This is a genomic window from Leisingera sp. F5, from assembly GCF_001593695.1.
In genome coordinates this window covers 45,110-63,697 of sequence record NZ_LUKH01000011.1, presented here as the reverse complement: position 1 = coordinate 63,697, position 18,588 = coordinate 45,110, and the positions used below count along the sequence as shown (strand labels likewise).

The window sequence follows — 18,588 nt, the reverse complement described above, 5'->3', positions numbered from 1 at the left end:
GGGGCGATCAGCTGAACAGGGATACAATCCAGTCCCGCGTCATGGTGACTTCGGCGCTGTTCGGGGCCTCTCCGGCGGCGGGCATCAGGTAGTGGCCCTGACCCATCGGGATCTCCGCGCCCAGCACCGGGGCGAGCCGGCCCTGCGACAGCGGGAGTTCTGCATAACGGCGCATCAGCATGGCGGTGCCGGCACCGGAGGCGGCCATCTCAATCGCCGCCAGCGACGTGTCCACATAGAGCGGCGCGCTGCGGTCCTTCAGCGGCACGCCCTCCTGCTCCGACAGCCGCAGCCAGTGGTCCTGATAGCCGTGGATATGGATCAGCGTTTGGTCGAACAGCTGATCCACCGACTGCAGCCGCTTGGCCAGCAGCGGCTGCGCCACAGGGATCACGGTCTCAGTCGAGAGCAGATGCGCGCGGCGGCCGAACCAGCCGGATGGCCCGAGCCGCAGGTCGATATCCACGTCCTCGTCCTGGGTGCTGTCAGCCCAGACGGCAGAGATCAGCCGGATGCGGATGTGCGGATTGGCGGCGTGGAACGCCCCCAGCCGCGGCGCCACCCACAGGACGGCAGTCGAGACCGGTGCCCGTATCGTCACCGTGCGGGTCTGTGCATGCCCCAGGAGGCCGCGGGTGGAGTAAGCGATATCCGTTAGCGCCTGCGCGACCGACGGGTAATAGGCGTGGCCCAGCTCTGTCAGCTCCAGGTGACGCGACCGGCGGATAAACAAAGTGATGCCAAAGCTTTTCTCGAGGCTGCGCACTTGATGGCTGACGGCGGCCTGGGTCAGCCGCAGCTCTTCCGCCGCGGCGGTGAAGCTTTGCAGGCGGGCGGCGGCCTCAAACGCGCGCAGCCAGACGAGATTGGGTAGATCGGACATTAGCGTTGCAAAAATTCTTAGGGGCAGACCGCGCTATTATTCGTTTTTGTTTTAGCGGAGGTCAAGCTAGCCATATCGCAGAAGATTAGCCCCGGGAGGAGAAACTCGAAATGGCAACCACTTTGAAAGTCGGCTTTATCGGCCTTGGCAACGTTGGCGGCAAACTGTCCGGCAGCCTGCTGCGCAACGGCGTGGACCTGACTGTGCTCGATCTGAACGCGGATCTGGTGCAGAGCTTTGTGGATAAGGGGGCCAAGCAGGGGGAAAGCCCGGCACAGCTGATGCGTGACTGCGATGCGGTGATCACCTGCCTGCCATCGCCGGCGGCGTCGGACGCGGTGATGATGCAGATGCTGCCGGAAGTCACCGAAGGCAAGATCTGGATGGAAATGTCCACCACCGATGAAGCCGAGGCAAAGCGCCTGGGCGCGATGGTGATCGAACAGGGAGGCCGCGCAGTTGATTGCCCGGTTTCCGGCGGCTGCCACCGGGCCGGCACCGGCAATATTTCGATCTTTGCGGGCTGCGACCGCGATACCTTTGACACCATCCTGCCGCTGCTGACCACCATGGGCCGCCGCATCCTGCACACCGGCGATCTGGGCTCGGCCTCAGTGCTGAAAGTGGTGACCAACTATCTGGCCACCGTGCATCTGGTCGCAAATGCCGAGGCGCTGGTCACCGCCAAGGCGGCGGGCATGGATCTGAACGTGGCTTATGAGGCGATCAAGATCAGCTCGGGCAATTCGTTCTCGCATGTCACCGAAAGCCAGGTGATCCTGAACGGCAGCCGGGATATTTCCTTTACCATGGATCTGGTGAAAAAGGATGTGGGCCTGTTCCAGGAGGTGGCCGACCGGGCAAATGTGCCGCTGGAGGTCAGCCCGCTGATGGTGAAGATCTTTGAGGATGGCATCACCCGCTATGGCGACCGCGAGCTGTCGCCCAATATCATCCGCCGTCTGGAAGATGCCACCGGTCTGGACATCCGGGCGCCGGGCTTCCCGCCGGAAATGGTGGACGATGAACCGGAAGAGCCGGGCTACGAGGTTGTCGTGCACCGCGCTGCAGCGGAATAAGTTTCCCTGAACTGCACGGCCGCATCCAGCCCCCCGCTTCGGCGGGGGCTGTTTTCTTTGCCAGATCCGGTTTATGCCCGGCGCAGCAGCAAGGGGAGCAGCGGATGAACAACGAGATCCTGGCCACAATTGAAGCCTCCGGCGGACGGCGGATCATGGGCACGGCGATGCTGGGATTGACCGGCTGCCTGCTGCTGTATGTGGCATTTGCGGCGCCGCCGTCGCCTGCATGGCTGGTGTTCCTGCTGGCGATTGGCGCAGCGGCACTGTGGCTGGCGGCCCGGATGTGGCAGGCAACTGTGCACCGGATCGAGCTGACGGCAGAGGAACTGCGCTGTTCAAATGGCCAGCTGATTGCCAGGGTTGAAGATATCGAGGCCATTGACCGCGGCTTTTTTGCTTTTAAGCCGTCCAATGGGTTTTTGATCCGGACCGGCGCGCACGGCTCCAGAATTTGGATGCCCGGGCTGTGGTGGCGGTCGGGCCGCCGGATCGGTATCGGTGGTGTGACGCCCGGGTCGCAAGGCAAGGCGATGTCGGAAATCCTGGCGGCAATGCTGGCGCAGCGCGGCCACTGAGGCCGCGCCGGGCGCTTTAATCGGTGCCTTCACCGCCGTCATTGTGGCTGCCGGAACCCGTGGCGCTGCCTTCGAAGACGACAAGCGGGGCAAAACGCGGGCGGGTGAAGATGAAATTGTCCAGATTCAGCGTCGGCAGGCCGACATCGAACGCAGGCGCCATCTCGTTGAAGGTTTCCACCAGAATGACCCGTTCCTGATCCGGCATGTCCGGAAGTTTGCCGGAGACAGTGTTGATGGTGGCGTCAGTCCATGTGGTATCGGACGTGCCGCGGACTTCAGACCAGTCTACATAGTATTTCGCGTCATCATCGTCCCAGCGCACCACTGATACCCGCAGGCCAAGCTGCGAATCCTGCCGGATAAGCAGCTTGGCCATTTCATACATGCTGTCGAGGTAGTCGTCGTTGATCGCGGTTGTCTCGCGTGAGATCAGGTCTGAGATGGTGTAGGCAGCTTTGAGATTGACGCTGTCGCGGCGGAAAGCGTCAAAGAAGGTGTAGATGGAAGCAAACATCGCGAGCAGCAACGGTGCATAAATGGCGAATTCCACCGATACGTTGCCCTCGGTTCCGCGCCGGAATGCGCGCAGATTTCTGGGCTGCGCAATGCACGGGGTTTTCTGTATCAAGGCTGTCAGCATGGCTCACCTCGGTTCCTGAACAAATGCAGATGTTGCGATCAGGCTGATCCGGCCGTCACCGTCCTTGTGCAGGCTTGCACCCAGGCCCCAAGTGGGCAGGATAGGATTGAATTTCATGCAGGCACGGACGAGCATCAATTCGTTGGATTGACCGTGTTCAAAAGTTACGTCTGGGTTCACTTCTTCGATCCGGTTGATGCAATCGGGATCTGGATCAATCCCTGCCCAATTGAACGGGTCGGCTCGCACCATTTCAAGCTTCAGCGATGACGCGCAATCGTCAATGAACCCGGAAAGCTCGCAAATTTCGTCGCGAATTTGCGCGTGGTCCTTGTTGGCGCCAGTGTTCAGACGAATGTCGCGTACAGTTTGATCTAAGGCGCGTTCCAGCTGTGAATGACGCAGGTTTATCAGCCCCAGTTCCACCGTCGACATCAGTACCAGTAAAAAAGCGGGGATAACGACAGCGAATTCAACAGAGGCGTTGCCATCGTCGTGTGCCCTGAACCGGCGCAGTTTTTGTGTGACGCAGCGGATCATTGGGTCAGCCTCAGTTGGCGGATTGAGGTTGCGATGGAGGAGAAGGCATCGGCGATCTCCAGGCCCTGCACGTCGAAGTAGTGGGAGTCTGAGCTGGCGCAGTCCTGCAGCACCGCCACCCCGTTGCTGGGCGCCTCGAAGCCGATGGTGTAGACAATAATGCCCTGATCCTTAGCCGCCTCGCAGATACTGCGGGTGCGGGTGTTTTTTTCTGAGTTGCCGTAGGAGTGGTAAACGCCGTAGTACCAGGTGGATTTGGCCGAACTCATCCAGTTGTAGATGTTTTTATACAAGTATTTCAGCGGGGTATCAGCCAGAAGATCAGGATAACCGAGCCTCACAGACTCGTCGCCTTTGTAAGGGGTGTTCTTCCAGCCGCTGTATCCTTGCCAGCGGTACTGGTTATAAGGCGGATAGTAGCTTGAATAGCGGTCTTCTCCGGCGTGATACCAGACATCAGAGACACCCTCGCGGTGATCGCTTTCAACATAATACTGTGAAGTGTTCTGGCCATCAGTCATCAGTACGATGACTTTTATTGTGTCGGGATCGGTGTAGGCCGACGGACGGGCTGAAAAATCGTTCGGGATAGAGGCGGTCGAGCCTGCAGTCAGTGCGCTGATTGCCGGCCGTGCTGAGGGATCCAGCAGCGTGGTGCCCCATTTCATTCCGATATCGATAGAAGTATTGCCACCGCCCCACAGATTGTCGATGAAGGTCTTGAGTGTCGCTGCATCCTTTTGAAACGGCAGGATTGCGCGGGAAGTATCGCTGGCTTCAACACATACAGGCGAATCGACAAGCTGCGAATTGTTGTCGCGCCGGTCATAGCTGGACCAGGGCGAGAAATGCATCGTTTGCTCCAACGGTTCACCGGTGGACAGACTGGTCGTATTGAAATCGGGGCCGTCGAAGTTCACGCAGTACGAATGGTCGTGCACTTTGTCCAAATTGTATTGTTCGATCAGATTTTTCTCGACTGAAACCTGCGTAGCGTAGGGCACGATTGAGATCGACATTTTTCCATCGGTGGTGTTTGCCACCATGGTGTCGATGAAATCCTTGGCCGCAGCCTGCAGATTGGTCAGGCGGCTGTTGCGGGTCATCGAACCGGATACGTCCAGCACCAGCGAGATTTCCAGACCGTCGATGCTCTCTTCAGCGCGGGAGGTGGCGGTGATTGGAATGTCTATACCTTCAGGGCTTTCGGCTATCCTGAAAGCCATCATATCCAGCCAGTGTGTGTCGAAACTGGTGTTTATCGTCGCTTCGACGCTCTTGTATCCGAGGCCCGAATTTTCGATGGGGGCAGAATAGTATTGTTCAAGTCCCGCTTTAGTCAGATAATCCAATACGACTACATCGGCATCCAGGGTTTGATCAAGATCTGCTGCTGCCAGCACGGCCCGGTCCAGCGTGTATTGCAGATTGGCGCGATCACGCTCAAGCCGCATCAGATCAATTCCAATGGCGCCGACTGCGACCATGGAGACAACAGTAAAACATGTTGGTTCGGCCAGCACACCGTCCTCGTCCCGAAGGAAGGCTTTTGCCTTGGCCAGGCAGCGTCGCATGAGCGGGCTGCTCAGCGCTGTTGAACCCTTGTGACGTCTACGCATTTGAACACCCCCCCCGCCGGCTCTTGGATAGATCAGCCCGGCTCTAGACGTGGAATTTACACATAATTAATGGTCGCTGAACGTGGCGGAATTGGGGCGGGTTTGCGCCGAAAAACATGCGATTGTAATGATTTAAGTTTCCAATTGCCGCGCATTCTGCGGGGTTGTCGCGGCCTGGGCGACAATGGTCCGGGGTAAACGGCGAATCGTGAAGCTTTGGCTAAAATGCGAATCTTTTTGGCAGGGAATGGTCAAAAAGGTCGCACTCCTTAATCTTCTCTGCATAGAGTGAAGGCATCATCGGCATCGAGTCGATGTTTGAGCACGGAGAAGATTTTAGATGAGCAGCCGCACAGAGCCGAGCTTCCGCGAGAGCGTGGACCTGATGTTTAACCGGGCCGTGTCCCTGATGGATCTGCCGCCGGGGCTGGAGGAAAAGATCCGGGTCTGCAATGCGACCTATACGGTGCGGTTCGGGGTGCGCCTGCGCGGCGCCATGCACACATTCACCGGCTACCGCTCGGTCCATTCCGAACATATGGAGCCCGTCAAGGGCGGCATCCGCTATGCCACCGGCGTAAACCAGGACGAGGTCGAGGCGCTGGCGGCGCTGATGACCTATAAATGCGCCCTGGTGGAGGCGCCGTTCGGCGGCTCCAAGGGCGGGCTTTGCATTGACCCCCGCGAATATGAAGAACACGAGCTGGAATTGATCACCCGCCGCTTTGCCTATGAGCTGGCCAAGCGCGACCTGATCCACCCGTCGCAGAACGTGCCTGCGCCCGACATGGGCACCGGCGAGCGCGAGATGGCCTGGATCGCTGACCAGTACGCCCGCATGAACACCACAGACATCAATGCCAAGGCCTGTGTCACCGGCAAGCCGCTGAACGCCGGCGGTATCTCGGGCCGGGTCGAGGCCACGGGCCGCGGCGTGCAATATGCGCTGCAGGAATTCTTCCGTTACGAGGAAGACAAGGCGGCGGCAGGCCTCACCGGCAAGCTGGATGGCAAGCGGATCATTGTTCAGGGGCTTGGCAATGTGGGGTATCACGCGGCCAAATTCCTGTCCGAGGAAGATGGGTCGCGGATCACTGGCATCATCGAGCGGGACGGCGGGCTGTCGAACCCCGACGGCCTGGACGTTGAGGGTGTGCGCAACTGGATAGTTAAGCATGGCGGCGTGTCCGGCTACCCGGATGCCCAGTATGTGGAAGACGGCGCACTGCTGCTGGAAGAGGAATGCGACATCCTGATCCCGGCGGCGCTGGAAGGGGTGATCAACCTCTCCAATGCCGAGCGCGTGAAGGCGCCGCTGATCATCGAGGCTGCAAACGGCCCGGTGACTGCCGGTGCGGACGACATCCTGCGCAAGAAGGGCTGCGTGATCATTCCCGACATGTATGCCAACGCGGGCGGTGTGACGGTGTCCTACTTTGAGTGGGTGAAGAATCTGTCCCACATCCGTTTCGGACGGATGCAGCGCCGCCAGGAAGAAGCGCGCCACCAGCTGGTGATCGACGAGCTGCAGCGTCTGGATGATGTGATGGGGACCACATGGTCGATGTCGCCGAACTTCAAGGACAAGTACTTGAAGGGCGCGGGCGAGCTGGAACTGGTGCGCTCGGGCCTGGATGACACCATGCGGGTTGCCTACCAGTCGATGCGCGAGGTCTGGCACAGCCGCGATGACGTGACCGACCTGCGCACCGCCGCCTATCTGGTGTCGATCGACAAGGTCGCCAAGAGCTATCACGCCAAGGGCCTCTGACCAGCCTGCAGGCGCTTAAGACTAGGGCCGGGACGGAGGGGAAGCTCTCCGTCCCGTTTTTTGTAAGTGATCCGGAATACGGCACGGCCTGTCGCAATTACCACTAGACACAAGTGATTAGTTTGTGTGATTTGCGGCAAAGCCGTGCTGAACTGCCGCAAATTGATCCTTGGGGCTAGGAGCAGCAGGCGAAAGCGGGTAGCAATGCCGCCAGGGTCCGGGCCGCCTTTTTCCGGGCATCGGAAGTGATTTGACGGGGAGGGATGACATGCGGTTTTCGGGATGGCGTGTGCTCAAAGAGGGGCTCACCGGAAACAAGGGCTGGACGCCGCACTGGCGCGACCCCGAGCCCAAGTCCGAATATGACGTGGTGATTATCGGCGGCGGCGGCCACGGTTTGGCTACCGCCTACTACCTGGCCAAAGAACACGGCATCACCAATGTCGCGGTGCTTGAAAAGGGCTATCTCGGCGGCGGCAACGTGGGGCGCAACACCACCATCGTGCGCGCCAACTACTACTTGCCGGGCAATTCCGAGTTCTATTCCCACTCGCTGAAACTGTGGGAAGGGATGGAGCAGGATCTGAACTACAACGCGATGATGTCCCAGCGCGGTATCCTCAACCTTTACCACAATGACGGCCAACGCGATGCCGCAGTGCGGCGGGGCAACTCGATAATCAATCAGGGAGACGACGCGGTGCTTCTGAGCCGCGCGCAGGTGCGCGAGCTGGCGCCGTTCCTGAATTTCGACAATAACCGTTTCCCGATCATGGGCGGGCTGATGCAGCGCCGGGCAGGGACTGCACGCCATGACGCGGTGGCCTGGGGCTATGCCCGCGGTGCCGACATGCGCGGCGTGGACCTGATCCAGAACTGCGAAGTCACCGGCATCGACCTGGAAGGCGGCAAGGTTGTCGGCGTGCAGACCGCGCGCGGGCCAATCCGTGCCAAGAAAGTGGCGCTTGCGGCTGCAGGCCGCTCTGGCCAGGTAGCGGCGATGGCGGGCCTGACGCTGCCGATCGAAAGCCACGTGCTGCAGGCCTTTGTCTCGGAAGGGCTGAAGCCCATTGTGGATCATGTAATCACCTTTGCCGAGGGGCATCTCTACATCAGCCAGTCGGACAAGGGCGGATTGGTCTTTGGCAGCTATCTGGATTTCTACAGCTCTTATGCCGCGCGGGGGAATCTGCCGATGGTCGAGCACACGATGGAAAGCTTTGTGGCGATGGTGCCCGCGGTCAGCAAGGCGCGGCTCTTGCGCAGCTGGGGTGGCATCATGGACATGACGCCGGATGGCTCGCCCATCATCGACCATTCGCCGATTGACGGCCTCTATCTGAATTGCGGCTGGTGCTACGGCGGCTTCAAAGCGACGCCGGGTTCGGGCCATGTTTATGCGCATCTGATTGCCACGGACCGCCCGCACGGGGCAGCCACGAAACTGAAGCTGGATCGCTTCCGCAGCGGTCATGGCCTGATGGATGAGGAGGGGACCGGTGCGCAGCATAACCTGCATTGAGTTTGCCTCTGCCGTGGCAGGGGGCGCTGCCCCCTCGGCCTTGCGGCCTCACCCCCGGAGTATTTTTGAAAAGATGAAGGAGCGCCGGTCATGAGAATTACCTGTCCGCTCTGCGGTGAAAGGGACCGCCGCGAATTCTATTATAAAGGGGCCGCGCTGGAGCGCCCGTCTGAGGGCGCCGGTCTGAACGATTGGCACGGCTATGTGAACCTGCGCGAGAACCCGGCGGGGCCGCTGGATGAGCTGTGGTATCACGAAATGGGCTGCAATTCCTGGCTGAAGGTCACCCGCAATACAGCGACCCATGAGGTTCTGGCGGTGCAATTGGCGTCCGAGGCCGGGCTGGGAGGTAAGGCATGAGACTTCCAGGCAAGGGGCTGAACCAGGGCGCGAAGCCGATCACCTTCTCCTTCAATGGCCGTCATATGATGGGGCTGGAAGGGGACACGCTGGCCGCGGCGCTGCTGGCCAATGATGTGCATCTGGTGGGACGGTCGTTCAAATACCACCGTCCGCGCGGGGTGCTGACTGCGGGCAGCGAGGAGCCGAATGCGCTGGTGACCACCGGCACCGGCGGTGAGCAGGATCCCAATGTGCGTGCCACCCAGCAGGAGCTGTTCGAAGGGCTGGAGGCCCGCAGCCAGAACTGCTGGCCCTCGGTCGAACGCGATGTGATGGCGGTGAACGATCTGGCGGCACCGTTCTTTACTGCTGGTTTCTATTACAAGACTTTCATGTGGCCGGCGGCGTTCTGGGAAAAGCTCTATGAGCCGATGATCCGCAATGCGGCGGGCCTTGGCGCGCTGTCCGGGGAGGCGGATCAGGACCGGTATGAGAAAGCCTTTGCCTTTTGCGATGTGCTGGTGATCGGCTCTGGCCCGGCTGGGCTGATGGCGGCGCTGAGGGCTGGCCGGGCCGGGGCGGATGTGATCCTGTGCGAGGAAGACAGCCGCATGGGCGGGCGCCTTCTGGCCGAGCGTGAGGAGATCGGCGGCAAGCCGGGCCATGACTGGGCCGCCGAAGCGCTGGCCGAGCTGGACGCGATGGACAATGTGCGGCTGATGACGCGTACTGCTGTCACCGGCGCCTATGACCAGGGCACCTATGGCGCGCTGGAGCGGGTCTCGCATCATCTGCCGCGACGGCACTCGCTGAAAGGCAGCCACCTGCCGCGCGAATGCTTCTGGCGGATTGCGGCCAAACACGCGGTGCTGGCGGCGGGTGCGATTGAGCGCCCGGTGGCGTTTCGCAACAATGACCGCCCTGGCATCATGATGGCTGGCGCCGTGCGTGCCTATCTGAACCGCTGGGGTGTGGCGCCGGGCGAACGGGTCACCGTATTTGCCAACAACGATCAGGCACACCGCACTGCGCGCGATTTGGCAGAGGCAGGCGTGCATATTGCGGCGGTGATCGACAGCCGCCATGAGGCACCGGATAGCGGGCCGTATCAGGTGATCAAGGGCGCGCAGGTTTGCGGTTCCGCCGGACGGCAGCGGGTTGAAAGCATCACTGTGCGCTCGGTCAAGGGCGAGGAGAAAATCCAGACCGACTGTCTGGCGATGTCCGGCGGCTGGAACCCTTCGGTGCATCTGACCTGCCATTTGAACAGCCGCCCGGTGTGGAAACGCGATGTGCTGGCCTTTGTTCCCGCAGAGGGTGCCGTACCGGGCATGGTCGCGGCGGGGGCCTGCAACGGCACATTTTCCACCGCAGGTGCGCTGCGCGAAGGCGCGGATGCTGCGGCTAAGGTGCTGGAAGCGCTGGGCCTGAAATCCACTGCCGGTGATTTGACGGATGCGGAGGATGATCCCTACCGCATCGCCGCGCTCTGGGCAGTGCCGGGCAAGGGCCGCGCCTGGCTCGACTTTCAGAACGACGTGACCGTTAAGGATGTGAAACAGGCGGCGGTTGAGAACTTCCGCTCGGTCGAGCATATGAAACGCTATACCACCCAAGGGATGGCGACGGATCAGGGCAAGAACTCCAACGTTGCAGCGCTAGCGGTGCTGGCCGATGCGACGGGGCGGACTATTCCTGAGACCGGCACCACCACGTTCCGCCCACCGTTTGTGCCTGTGGCGATCGGCGCCATCGGGGCTGGGGCCACGAATGAGGGTTTCAAGCCGCAGCGTTACCTGACCTCGCACGCCGAGAGCGAGACGCGAGGGGCGCATCAGCTGGAGGTGGGCCTGTGGTACCGTGCCGCCTATTACCCGAAGCCAGGGGAGACCAGCTGGCGCCAGTCCTGCGACCGCGAGGTGACCTTGGTGCGCAATGCGGTGGGCATCTGCGATGTCTCCACCCTGGGTAAGATCGACGTCCAGGGTGCGGATGCGGGCAAGTTTCTGGATCATCTCTACACCAACACCTTCAGTACGCTGAAGGCGGGCAAGGTGCGCTATGGGCTGATGCTGCGCGAAGATGGCTTTGTCATGGATGACGGCACCACCGCGCGGCTGGGTGAAAACCACTATGTGATGACCACCACAACTGCTGCGGCGGGGCAGGTGATGGCGCATATGGAGTTTGTCTCCCAGGTGCTTTACCCGGATTGGGACGTGCGGTTCACCTCGGTGACCGAGCAATGGGCGCAGTTTGCCGTAGCCGGACCGAAATCTCAGGAACTGTTGAACAACCTGCTGGACGAGGATGTGAACGGCGGGACCTGGCCCTTCATGGGTTGCGGCGAGGCGACTGTGCTGGGCGTCAAGGGGCGGCTGTTCCGTATCTCTTTCTCCGGCGAACACGCCTATGAGGTGGCCGTGCCTGCGCGCTATGGCGAGAGCCTGTACCGCGAGCTGCTGAAGCGGGCCGAAGCCATGGGCGGCGGTGCCTATGGTATGGAAGCGTTGAACGTGCTGCGGATTGAAAAGGGCCTGATTACGCACGCGGAGATCAACGGCACCGTGACCGCCTTTGACCTTGGCCTGCAGGGGATGATGTCCAGGAAAAAGGATTTCCTGGGCAAGCCCATGTCCACCCGCGAGGGGCTGATGGCCGAGGATCGGATGCGTCTGGTGGGCCTGAAACCTGTGGGTGCTGCTAAGGAGATCACCGCAGGTGCGCATCTGTTCACGCCGGGCGATCCGGTCGAGCGGATTTATGACCAGGGCTATGTGACCTCGGCCGGCTATTCGCCAACGCTGGGGCATCCGATTGGCCTGGCTTTCCTGAAGGAAGGCCCCGACCGGATCGGCGAAACCGTGCGCTTGGTCGATCATATGCGCGGCGTTGATACCCTGTGCGAGGTTGTGTCGCCAGTGTTCTTTGACCCGGAAGGAGGGCGTGCCCGTGGCTGAACTGATTGCAAAAAGCCCCTGTGAAGGGCTGGTTCCCGCAACCATCGGCGGCATGAGCCTGACTGAGGAGCATCCTGGTGCGATGTGGATCGTTGCCTCCTTCAAGGGCCAGCAAGAAAAGCTGAGCAAGGCGCTCGAAGACGCCCATGGCATGGCTTTCCCGGCCGCGAACCGGGCGACCGGCAAGGCGGGCAGCCGCGCGGTCTGGTTCGGCCGGGACATGGCGCTGCTGATGGGGCCGGAACCGGATGCCAAGCTGGCCAAACACGCGGCCCTGACCGATCAGAGCGACGCCTGGGCGGTGGTGAAGCTGGAGGGCGAGGGGGCAGAAGATGTACTGGCGCGTCTGGTGCCGGTCGACTTGCGCAATCAGGTCTTTAAACGCGGCCATACTGCACGGGCCGAGCTGAAGCACATGATGGCGTCTGTGACCCGCACCGGCCCGCAGGCGTTTCAGATCATGGTGTTCCGCTCGATGGCGAAAACGCTTGTGCATGATTTGAAAACAGCGATGGAAGCTGTCGCGGCGCGGGGGTAATCTCTGGGGATCACCAACTGATTCCCGGAGCGTATCTATGATCCGCATTGCCCTTGCAGCCGCCTTACTGGCGGCTCCGGCCTATGCTTCTGAAACCAAAGAACGAAGCTGCAACTACCAGGGCCAGGTCATGGCCGCAGTGCAGCAGGCGCGGCTGGACCGGGTGAAGCAGGAGGAGGTGGAGCAGGCGATTCTGGACAGCGAGCCGGACTGGCCTAAGACCTATTCCAATGCGATCCCGCAGTTGACGAGCCACGTCTACGCAATGAAGCGGCGCGACCTGAAGGACGCCGACCTCGGCGCGCTGTTCGAAGAGCAGTGCCTGCAGAACTGGGATCAGATCCAGGCCATGCAGAAACAGCTGAAGTCGAACTGATATGTCCCTGCCGCCCGGCTTTCTGGATGAATTGCGCACCCGTATCAGTATCTCTGATGTTGTCGGGCGCAAGGTCATGTGGGATCAGCGCAAGTCGCAGCCGGGCAAAGGTGATTTTTGGAGCCCGTGCCCGTTCCATCACGAAAAAACCGCCTCTTTTCATGTCGAGGACCGCAAGGGGTTCTATTACTGCTTCGGTTGCCACGCCAAGGGCGACGCGCTGAAGTTTGTTCAGGAGACCGAAAATGTCGGTTTCATGGAGGCGGTGGAAATCCTGGCGCAGGAAGCGGGCATGGAGATGCCCAAGCGTGACCCGCGCGCGCAGGAGAAACAGGATCGCCGGGCGCTGCTGGCAGACGTCATGGAGCAGGCGGTGCAGTTCTTTCGCCTGCAGCTGAAAACCAGCGTCGCCCATGACGCCCGTGCCTATCTGCAGCGACGCGGCCTGACCCCGCCGGCGCTGGACCGCTGGGAGATCGGCTTTGCCCCCGACGGCTGGCAGAACCTGTGGGACGGCCTGCGCGGCAAGAACGTGCCCGAAGACCTGATCATCGGGGCAGGGCTGGCCAAACCCTCGACCAAGGGCGGCAAGCCTTATGACACCTTCCGCAACCGGATCATGTTCCCGATCCGCGATGCGCGTGGCCGGGCGGTTGCCTTTGGCGGCCGGGCGATGGACCCGAACGACAACGCCAAATACCTGAACTCACCCGAGACCGAGCTGTTCGACAAGGGCCGCAGCCTGTATAACCACGGGCCTGCGCGGGCGGCGTCGGGGCGGGGATCTTCGTTGGTCGTTGCCGAAGGTTATATGGATGTGATTGCGCTGGCCGAAGGCGGTTTTCAGTCCTCGGTCGCGCCGCTGGGCACTGCGATCACCGAAAACCAGCTGCAGATGCTGTGGCGGATGTCGGATGAGCCGATCATCGCGCTGGACGGCGACAAGGCGGGCATCCGCGCTGCGATGCGGCTGATTGACCTTGCGCTGCCCTTGCTGGAGGCTGGAAAATCCCTGCGCTTTGCCATCATGCCGGAAGGCAAGGATCCCGATGACATGATCCGCAGCCAGGGCCCTGAGGCGGTGCAGGCGGTGCTGGATCAGGCAATACCGATGGTCAAGCTGCTGTGGCAGCGCGAGACCGAGGGCAAGGTGTTCGACAGCCCTGAGCGCAAGGCGTCTCTGGATAAATCCTTGCGGGAAAAGATAAAGCTGATCCGCGACCCGTCGATCCGCAAGCATTACGGCGAAGACGTCAAGGAAATGCGCTGGCAGCTGTTCCGCAGTAACCGCAGCGGCGGCGGCGAGGGCGGTTTCCAGCAGCGCGGTTCCCGCGGCGGCGGGTTCCGCGATGGCAGCCGTCCACCCTGGAAACCCGGCAAGGGCTTTGGCCCGATTCCGCAGCCGCGGGCGACCACCCGTGCCTCGCTGGTGGCAGGCGCCGAGGATGAATACTTTGCCGCCATGCGCGAGGCGGTGATCCTGGCCACCGCCATCACCACCCCCGACGTGATCCCGGAATTCGAGACCAGCCTGGAACGCCTGCAATGCGCCGACCCGGATCTGGCGGTGCTGCGCGACATGGTGCTGCGCCACGGCATCAATGCACCGGAGCGTCTGCGTGAGGAAATAGACTGGTCTTTGGGGCCGCATGCCCTTGAAAACCTCTTTGCGCTTCGCCATGTCGCTATCACCCCCTGCCTGCGCAAACCCGGCGACACCGAACTGGCCAGCATGACCCTGGCCGAGGAGCTTGCAAAGCTTGAGGCGCGGCGCGGGCTGGACGCGGAATTGGCGGAAGCCGAAGAGGATCTGGGCGGGCTTGCTGATGAGGCGCTGACCTGGCGGCTGCGGCAGGCAGCCGAGGCTAAGAATAAGGCAGTGCGCAGCGAGAATGAGGACCAGGCGCAGTATGATGTGGGCGAGAACGGCGCGCGGCTCAACCGGGATGAGCGCGACGCATTTGGCGCCCTTTTGGACCGGATCGGCTTTTCCGGTAAATGACACAGATTGCCTGATTCTGCGTTTTGCTAAGGAAGAGCACAGGAAAATTGGGTAAACGGGGTGACGAATCAGAGAATCGCGCTAATGATTCGCGCGACCCGAATCGCCCCGCAGCCCCTGAGTAGGAGCAATGAATGGCCGCCAAAGACACCGACGACCGCAAACCTGACGATCAGGATGCCGAAATCTCACTCGACATGAGCCAGACTCAGGTCAAGAAGATGATCGCGGAAGCCCGCGAGAAAGGCTACATCACCTACGATCAGCTCAATCAGGTTCTGCCGCCGGATCAGGTCAGCTCGGAACAGATCGAAGACGTGATGTCGATGCTCAGCGAAATGGGCATCAACATCATCGAGGACGAAGAGGCCGAGGAAGAAGAGAACAAGGGCACCACCGACCTTGTGACCACCGAAGGCCCGCGCGAGGTTGCGCTGGCCGGCGCCCAGGCTGAAAAGCTGGACCGCACTGATGACCCGGTGCGCATGTATCTGCGCGAGATGGGCTCGGTTGAGCTTCTGAGCCGTGAAGGCGAGATTGCCATCGCCAAGCGGATCGAAGCCGGCCGCAACACGATGATTCTGGGCCTGTGCGAAAGCCCGCTGACCTTCCAGGCGATCACCATCTGGCACGACGAACTTTTGTCCGAGGACATCCTCCTGCGCGACGTCATCGACCTGGAGACCACCTTTGGCAACCAGCTGGATGAGGACGGCGAGGACGAGACCCCGGTTGTCGACACGTCCGCCGTGGCAGCGGCGGCCAAGCCGGCCAAGGAAGAAGGTCCGGAATTGGACGCCGACGGCAACCCGATTGCCAGCGATGACGACGACGACGAAGATGAACAGGCCAACATGTCGCTGGCTGCGATGGAGGCCGCGCTTAAGGACCGGGTGCTGGTCACGCTTGAGCGGATCTCGACCGACTTTGCGCAGCTGTCCGAAATGCAGGACAGCCGGATCTCGGCAACCCTGAACGAGGACGGCTCCTTCAGCAGTCAGGACGAGGCGACCTATCAGGCGCTGCGCTCGGAAATCGTTGAACTGGTGAACGGGCTGCACCTGCACAACAACCGGATCGAGGCGCTGATTGACCAGCTGTATGGCATCAACCGCCGGGTGATGCAGATCGACAGCTCGATGGTCAAGCTGGCCGACCAGGCCCGCATCAACCGCCGCGAATTCATTGATGCCTATCGTGGCCGCGAGCTGGACCCGAACTGGCTTGCTGACATGGGTGGCAAGCCCGGCCGCGGCTGGCAGATGTTCATCGAACGCTCTACCGATAAGGTCGAAGAACTGCGCGCCGACATGGCCCAGGTCGGCCAGTATGTCGGTCTGGACATCTCGGAATTCCGCCGCATTGTGCAGCAGGTCCAGAAGGGCGAGAAAGAAGCCCGTCAGGCCAAGAAGGAAATGGTTGAGGCGAACCTGCGCCTGGTGATCTCGATCGCCAAGAAATACACCAACCGCGGGCTGCAATTCCTGGATCTGATCCAGGAGGGCAACATCGGTCTGATGAAGGCGGTGGACAAGTTCGAATACCGCCGCGGCTACAAGTTCTCGACCTATGCAACCTGGTGGATCCGTCAGGCCATCACCCGCTCGATCGCGGATCAGGCCCGCACCATCCGGATCCCGGTCCACATGATCGAGACCATCAACAAGCTGGTCCGCACCGGCCGCCAGATGCTGCACGAGATCGGCCGCGAGCCGACTCCGGAAGAGCTGGCCGAAAAGCTGCAGATGCCGCTGGAGAAGGTCCGCAAGGTGATGAAGATCGCCAAGGAGCCGATCAGCCTTGAAACCCCGATCGGGGACGAGGAAGACAGCCAGCTTGGTGATTTCATCGAGGACAAGAATGCGGTGCTGCCCTTGGACAGCGCCATTCAGGAAAACCTCAAGGAAACCACCACCCGGGTTCTGGCGTCGCTCACCCCGCGCGAGGAACGGGTTCTGCGGATGCGGTTCGGCATCGGCATGAACACCGACCACACTTTGGAAGAGGTTGGCCAGCAGTTCAGCGTGACCCGCGAACGGATCCGCCAGATCGAGGCAAAGGCGCTCAGGAAACTGAAGCACCCCAGCCGCAGCCGTAAGCTGCGCAGCTTCCTGGATCAGTAAGTGGTCTGGCCAAATGCAGGTACTATTGGCCGCGCCTATAGCGCGGCCATTCCTCTTGCGCGTGCAGCTCGGATCGCGGAAGAACTGCCACCAATAGCTGGAAACATGGGTGGAGCGGCCCCTGAGTTTGGGCATTTAGCAGGCCGAAACTGGATCTATGTGGTCAAAGATTGCGGGGATGATCCGATAGCTACTTTGGCCCGGTACGATGCAGTGCGACCTGCGCGAGCGAATCCAATGTTCATGGCTAAACGTAATGGCGGCCATTCCAGCATTCTCTATGTGGGAAGCAAAAGGACGAACGGTATAGCTGAACGTTTAAGGCAGCACATTTCGGCGGATGAACAGACTAAAACCTACGCGCTGAAGATGGGGCTATGGTTTGAAGGCAACTATCAAGTATTTCTCCGTAGGTACCATTTGGAAGCTGATTTCGTTGCCCCTGAACTGGCACCTCTTGTTCTGCAAATAATTGAAGACAGCATAGCGGATGAATTGTTGCCTGCATTTGGTAAGCGCGGTTCAAACGGTCGCTAAATAGATATTCTCAATATGTGATGCAAGGATCTGTACCTTGTCTAACTGCGAAGAAAGAGAGAGCCTCATCGTTTTCGACGGCGAATGCGTGCTGTGCTCTGGCTTTTTCCACTTCATGCTGCGCCATGACCGGGCCGGGCGGTTCTCCTTTGCCACTGCACAGTCGCCGCTAGGCCAGCAGCTTTACCGCGAACACGGCCTCCCGGCGGATACGTTCGAGACCAATCTGGTGATCGTCAATGGCTGCACCTATCAGCGGCTGGATGCCTTTGCTGCGGCGATGCGGGCGCTGCCCTGGCCCTGGCCGGCCCTGTCAGTCTGCCGGTTCCTGCCGGGGCGGCTGAAGGATGCGCTATACTTCAGCGTCGCCCGCAACCGGTACAGACTGTTCGGCCGCTTTGATACTTGCATGATCCCAAGCCCGAAGGTCCGCGCCCGGTTTGCCGACGGTGGCTTTGAGCCATGAGGGATGCCTTTGGCGACATCATCGCGGCGCAAAACCTGGAGGTGCCGCCGGCCCTGCTGCGGTTCCATGCACAGCCGCCGGAGCGCAGCCACGGCAGGGTCAAGGTTGAGGGCGGCAACCGCTGGGCGCGGCTGCTGGCGGGACTTGCAGGCTTTCCGCCGCCAATGGGCGAAACCCGGTTCCGGCTGGACGTCACGCCGCAGGGCAACGGCCATATATGGCGGCGCAGTTTCGGGAAATTCCTGACCCGCTCGCACCTGCGCTACAATCCGCAAACAGGCCGCGCGGTGGAACGCTTCGGCTTGGTCGAACTGGACCTGGCCGTCTCGGTTCAGCAAGGGGCAATGGTGGTCTCGGTGGAGAGGGCCCGGCTGTTCGGACTGCCGCTGCCCCAAACCCTTTGCCCGCAAAGCGCCTCCAGCGAATTTGAAACGCCGGAGGGGCATCTGGGGTTTGACATCTCTGCCAGCCTGCCGCGCATCGGCCTGCTGGTGCGCTACAGCGGGTATCTGGTGCTGCCGGAGCTGGACCTCAGGCGTTAACCATTTGCTAACCCTGTCATTGTCCGGCACGGCATCGGCCCTTAAAATCAATGCAGTTGCCCATTGG

17 protein-coding genes are annotated in these 18,588 nt (G+C 61.0%); 13 read left to right on the top strand and 4 right to left on the bottom strand.

Translation table 11 applies throughout. The features are described 5' to 3' along the window. Positions 1-7 precede the first annotated feature (7 nt). On the bottom strand, positions 8-883 hold the full coding sequence (locus A2I95_RS09440) for a LysR family transcriptional regulator (protein ID WP_291729518.1): 876 nt from the start codon (positions 881-883) through the stop codon (positions 8-10). Positions 884-1,005: 122 nt separating this feature from the next. Here A2I95_RS09440 and A2I95_RS09435 point away from each other — a divergent pair, with 122 nt between their 5' ends. Both A2I95_RS09435 and A2I95_RS09430 read left to right on the top strand, forming a co-directional pair. Continuing rightward, on the top strand, positions 1,006-1,962 hold the full coding sequence (locus A2I95_RS09435; protein ID WP_291729655.1) for an NAD(P)-dependent oxidoreductase: 957 nt from the start codon (positions 1,006-1,008) through the stop codon (positions 1,960-1,962). Positions 1,963-2,066: 104 nt separating this feature from the next. After that, positions 2,067-2,540, top strand: coding sequence for a hypothetical protein (locus tag A2I95_RS09430; RefSeq protein WP_291729517.1), 474 nt, complete (start codon positions 2,067-2,069; stop codon positions 2,538-2,540). A gap of 16 nt (positions 2,541-2,556) precedes the next feature. Here A2I95_RS09430 and A2I95_RS09425 read toward each other — a convergent pair whose 3' ends face one another. From A2I95_RS09425 to A2I95_RS09415, 3 genes are read right to left on the bottom strand one after another with little or no spacing between them, the layout of a single operon-like run. Then, positions 2,557-3,183 carry a pilus assembly protein gene (locus A2I95_RS09425; protein WP_291729516.1) on the bottom strand — a complete coding sequence of 209 codons (627 nt, stop codon included), beginning with the start codon at positions 3,181-3,183 and terminating at the stop codon, positions 2,557-2,559. Positions 3,184-3,186: 3 nt separating this feature from the next. Next, complete coding sequence (locus tag A2I95_RS09420) at positions 3,187-3,723, bottom strand: TadE/TadG family type IV pilus assembly protein (protein ID WP_291729515.1); 537 nt, start codon at positions 3,721-3,723, stop codon at positions 3,187-3,189. Then, a complete protein-coding gene (locus tag A2I95_RS09415) occupies positions 3,720-5,297 on the bottom strand; it encodes a TadE/TadG family type IV pilus assembly protein (RefSeq protein ID WP_291729514.1) in 1,578 nt (525 codons plus the stop codon). Before A2I95_RS09415 ends, A2I95_RS09420 begins: the two co-directional genes overlap by 4 nt. A gap of 385 nt (positions 5,298-5,682) precedes the next feature. On the opposite strand from A2I95_RS09415, the gene A2I95_RS09410 reads away from it, so the two are divergent. The 11 genes from A2I95_RS09410 (at position 5,683) to A2I95_RS09360 (ending at position 18,521) form a co-directional block, all read left to right on the top strand. Further along, the gene (locus tag A2I95_RS09410; protein ID WP_291729513.1) at positions 5,683-7,113 is read left to right on the top strand and encodes a Glu/Leu/Phe/Val dehydrogenase; all 1,431 of its coding nucleotides are present in this window, start codon (positions 5,683-5,685) and stop codon (positions 7,111-7,113) included. Between the two features lie 268 nt (positions 7,114-7,381). Continuing rightward, complete coding sequence (locus A2I95_RS09405) at positions 7,382-8,635, top strand: sarcosine oxidase subunit beta family protein (protein WP_291729512.1); 1,254 nt, start codon at positions 7,382-7,384, stop codon at positions 8,633-8,635. Between the two features lie 90 nt (positions 8,636-8,725). Next, entirely contained in the window at positions 8,726-8,995 is a 270-nt protein-coding gene (locus A2I95_RS09400; RefSeq protein WP_291729511.1) for a sarcosine oxidase subunit delta, read from the top strand. Beyond that, positions 8,992-11,937 (top strand): sarcosine oxidase subunit alpha family protein, encoded by a 2,946-nt coding sequence (locus tag A2I95_RS09395; protein ID WP_291729510.1) that lies wholly within the window; start codon positions 8,992-8,994, stop codon positions 11,935-11,937. The genes A2I95_RS09400 and A2I95_RS09395 overlap by 4 nt, the downstream gene beginning before the upstream one ends. Continuing rightward, positions 11,930-12,475 (top strand): sarcosine oxidase subunit gamma, encoded by a 546-nt coding sequence (locus tag A2I95_RS09390; protein WP_291729509.1) that lies wholly within the window; start codon positions 11,930-11,932, stop codon positions 12,473-12,475. Before A2I95_RS09395 ends, A2I95_RS09390 begins: the two co-directional genes overlap by 8 nt. 37 nt (positions 12,476-12,512) lie before the next feature. Further along, complete coding sequence (locus tag A2I95_RS09385; protein ID WP_291729508.1) at positions 12,513-12,851, top strand: hypothetical protein; 339 nt, start codon at positions 12,513-12,515, stop codon at positions 12,849-12,851. Between the two features lies 1 nt (position 12,852). After that, on the top strand, positions 12,853-14,853 hold the full coding sequence (gene dnaG, locus A2I95_RS09380; RefSeq protein ID WP_291729507.1) for a DNA primase: 2,001 nt from the start codon (positions 12,853-12,855) through the stop codon (positions 14,851-14,853). 134 nt (positions 14,854-14,987) lie between these two features. After that, positions 14,988-16,976, top strand: coding sequence for an RNA polymerase sigma factor RpoD (gene rpoD / locus A2I95_RS09375; RefSeq protein ID WP_291729506.1), 1,989 nt, complete (start codon positions 14,988-14,990; stop codon positions 16,974-16,976). After that, positions 16,977-17,513, top strand: coding sequence for a hypothetical protein (locus tag A2I95_RS09370; protein ID WP_291729505.1), 537 nt, complete (start codon positions 16,977-16,979; stop codon positions 17,511-17,513). It abuts the gene before it with no gap. 37 nt (positions 17,514-17,550) lie between these two features. Then, positions 17,551-17,979 carry a thiol-disulfide oxidoreductase DCC family protein gene (locus A2I95_RS09365; protein WP_291729504.1) on the top strand — a complete coding sequence of 143 codons (429 nt, stop codon included), beginning with the start codon at positions 17,551-17,553 and terminating at the stop codon, positions 17,977-17,979. Then, positions 17,976-18,521 carry a DUF4166 domain-containing protein gene (locus tag A2I95_RS09360; RefSeq protein ID WP_291729503.1) on the top strand — a complete coding sequence of 182 codons (546 nt, stop codon included), beginning with the start codon at positions 17,976-17,978 and terminating at the stop codon, positions 18,519-18,521. Before A2I95_RS09365 ends, A2I95_RS09360 begins: the two co-directional genes overlap by 4 nt. Positions 18,522-18,588: the final 67 nt, after the last annotated feature.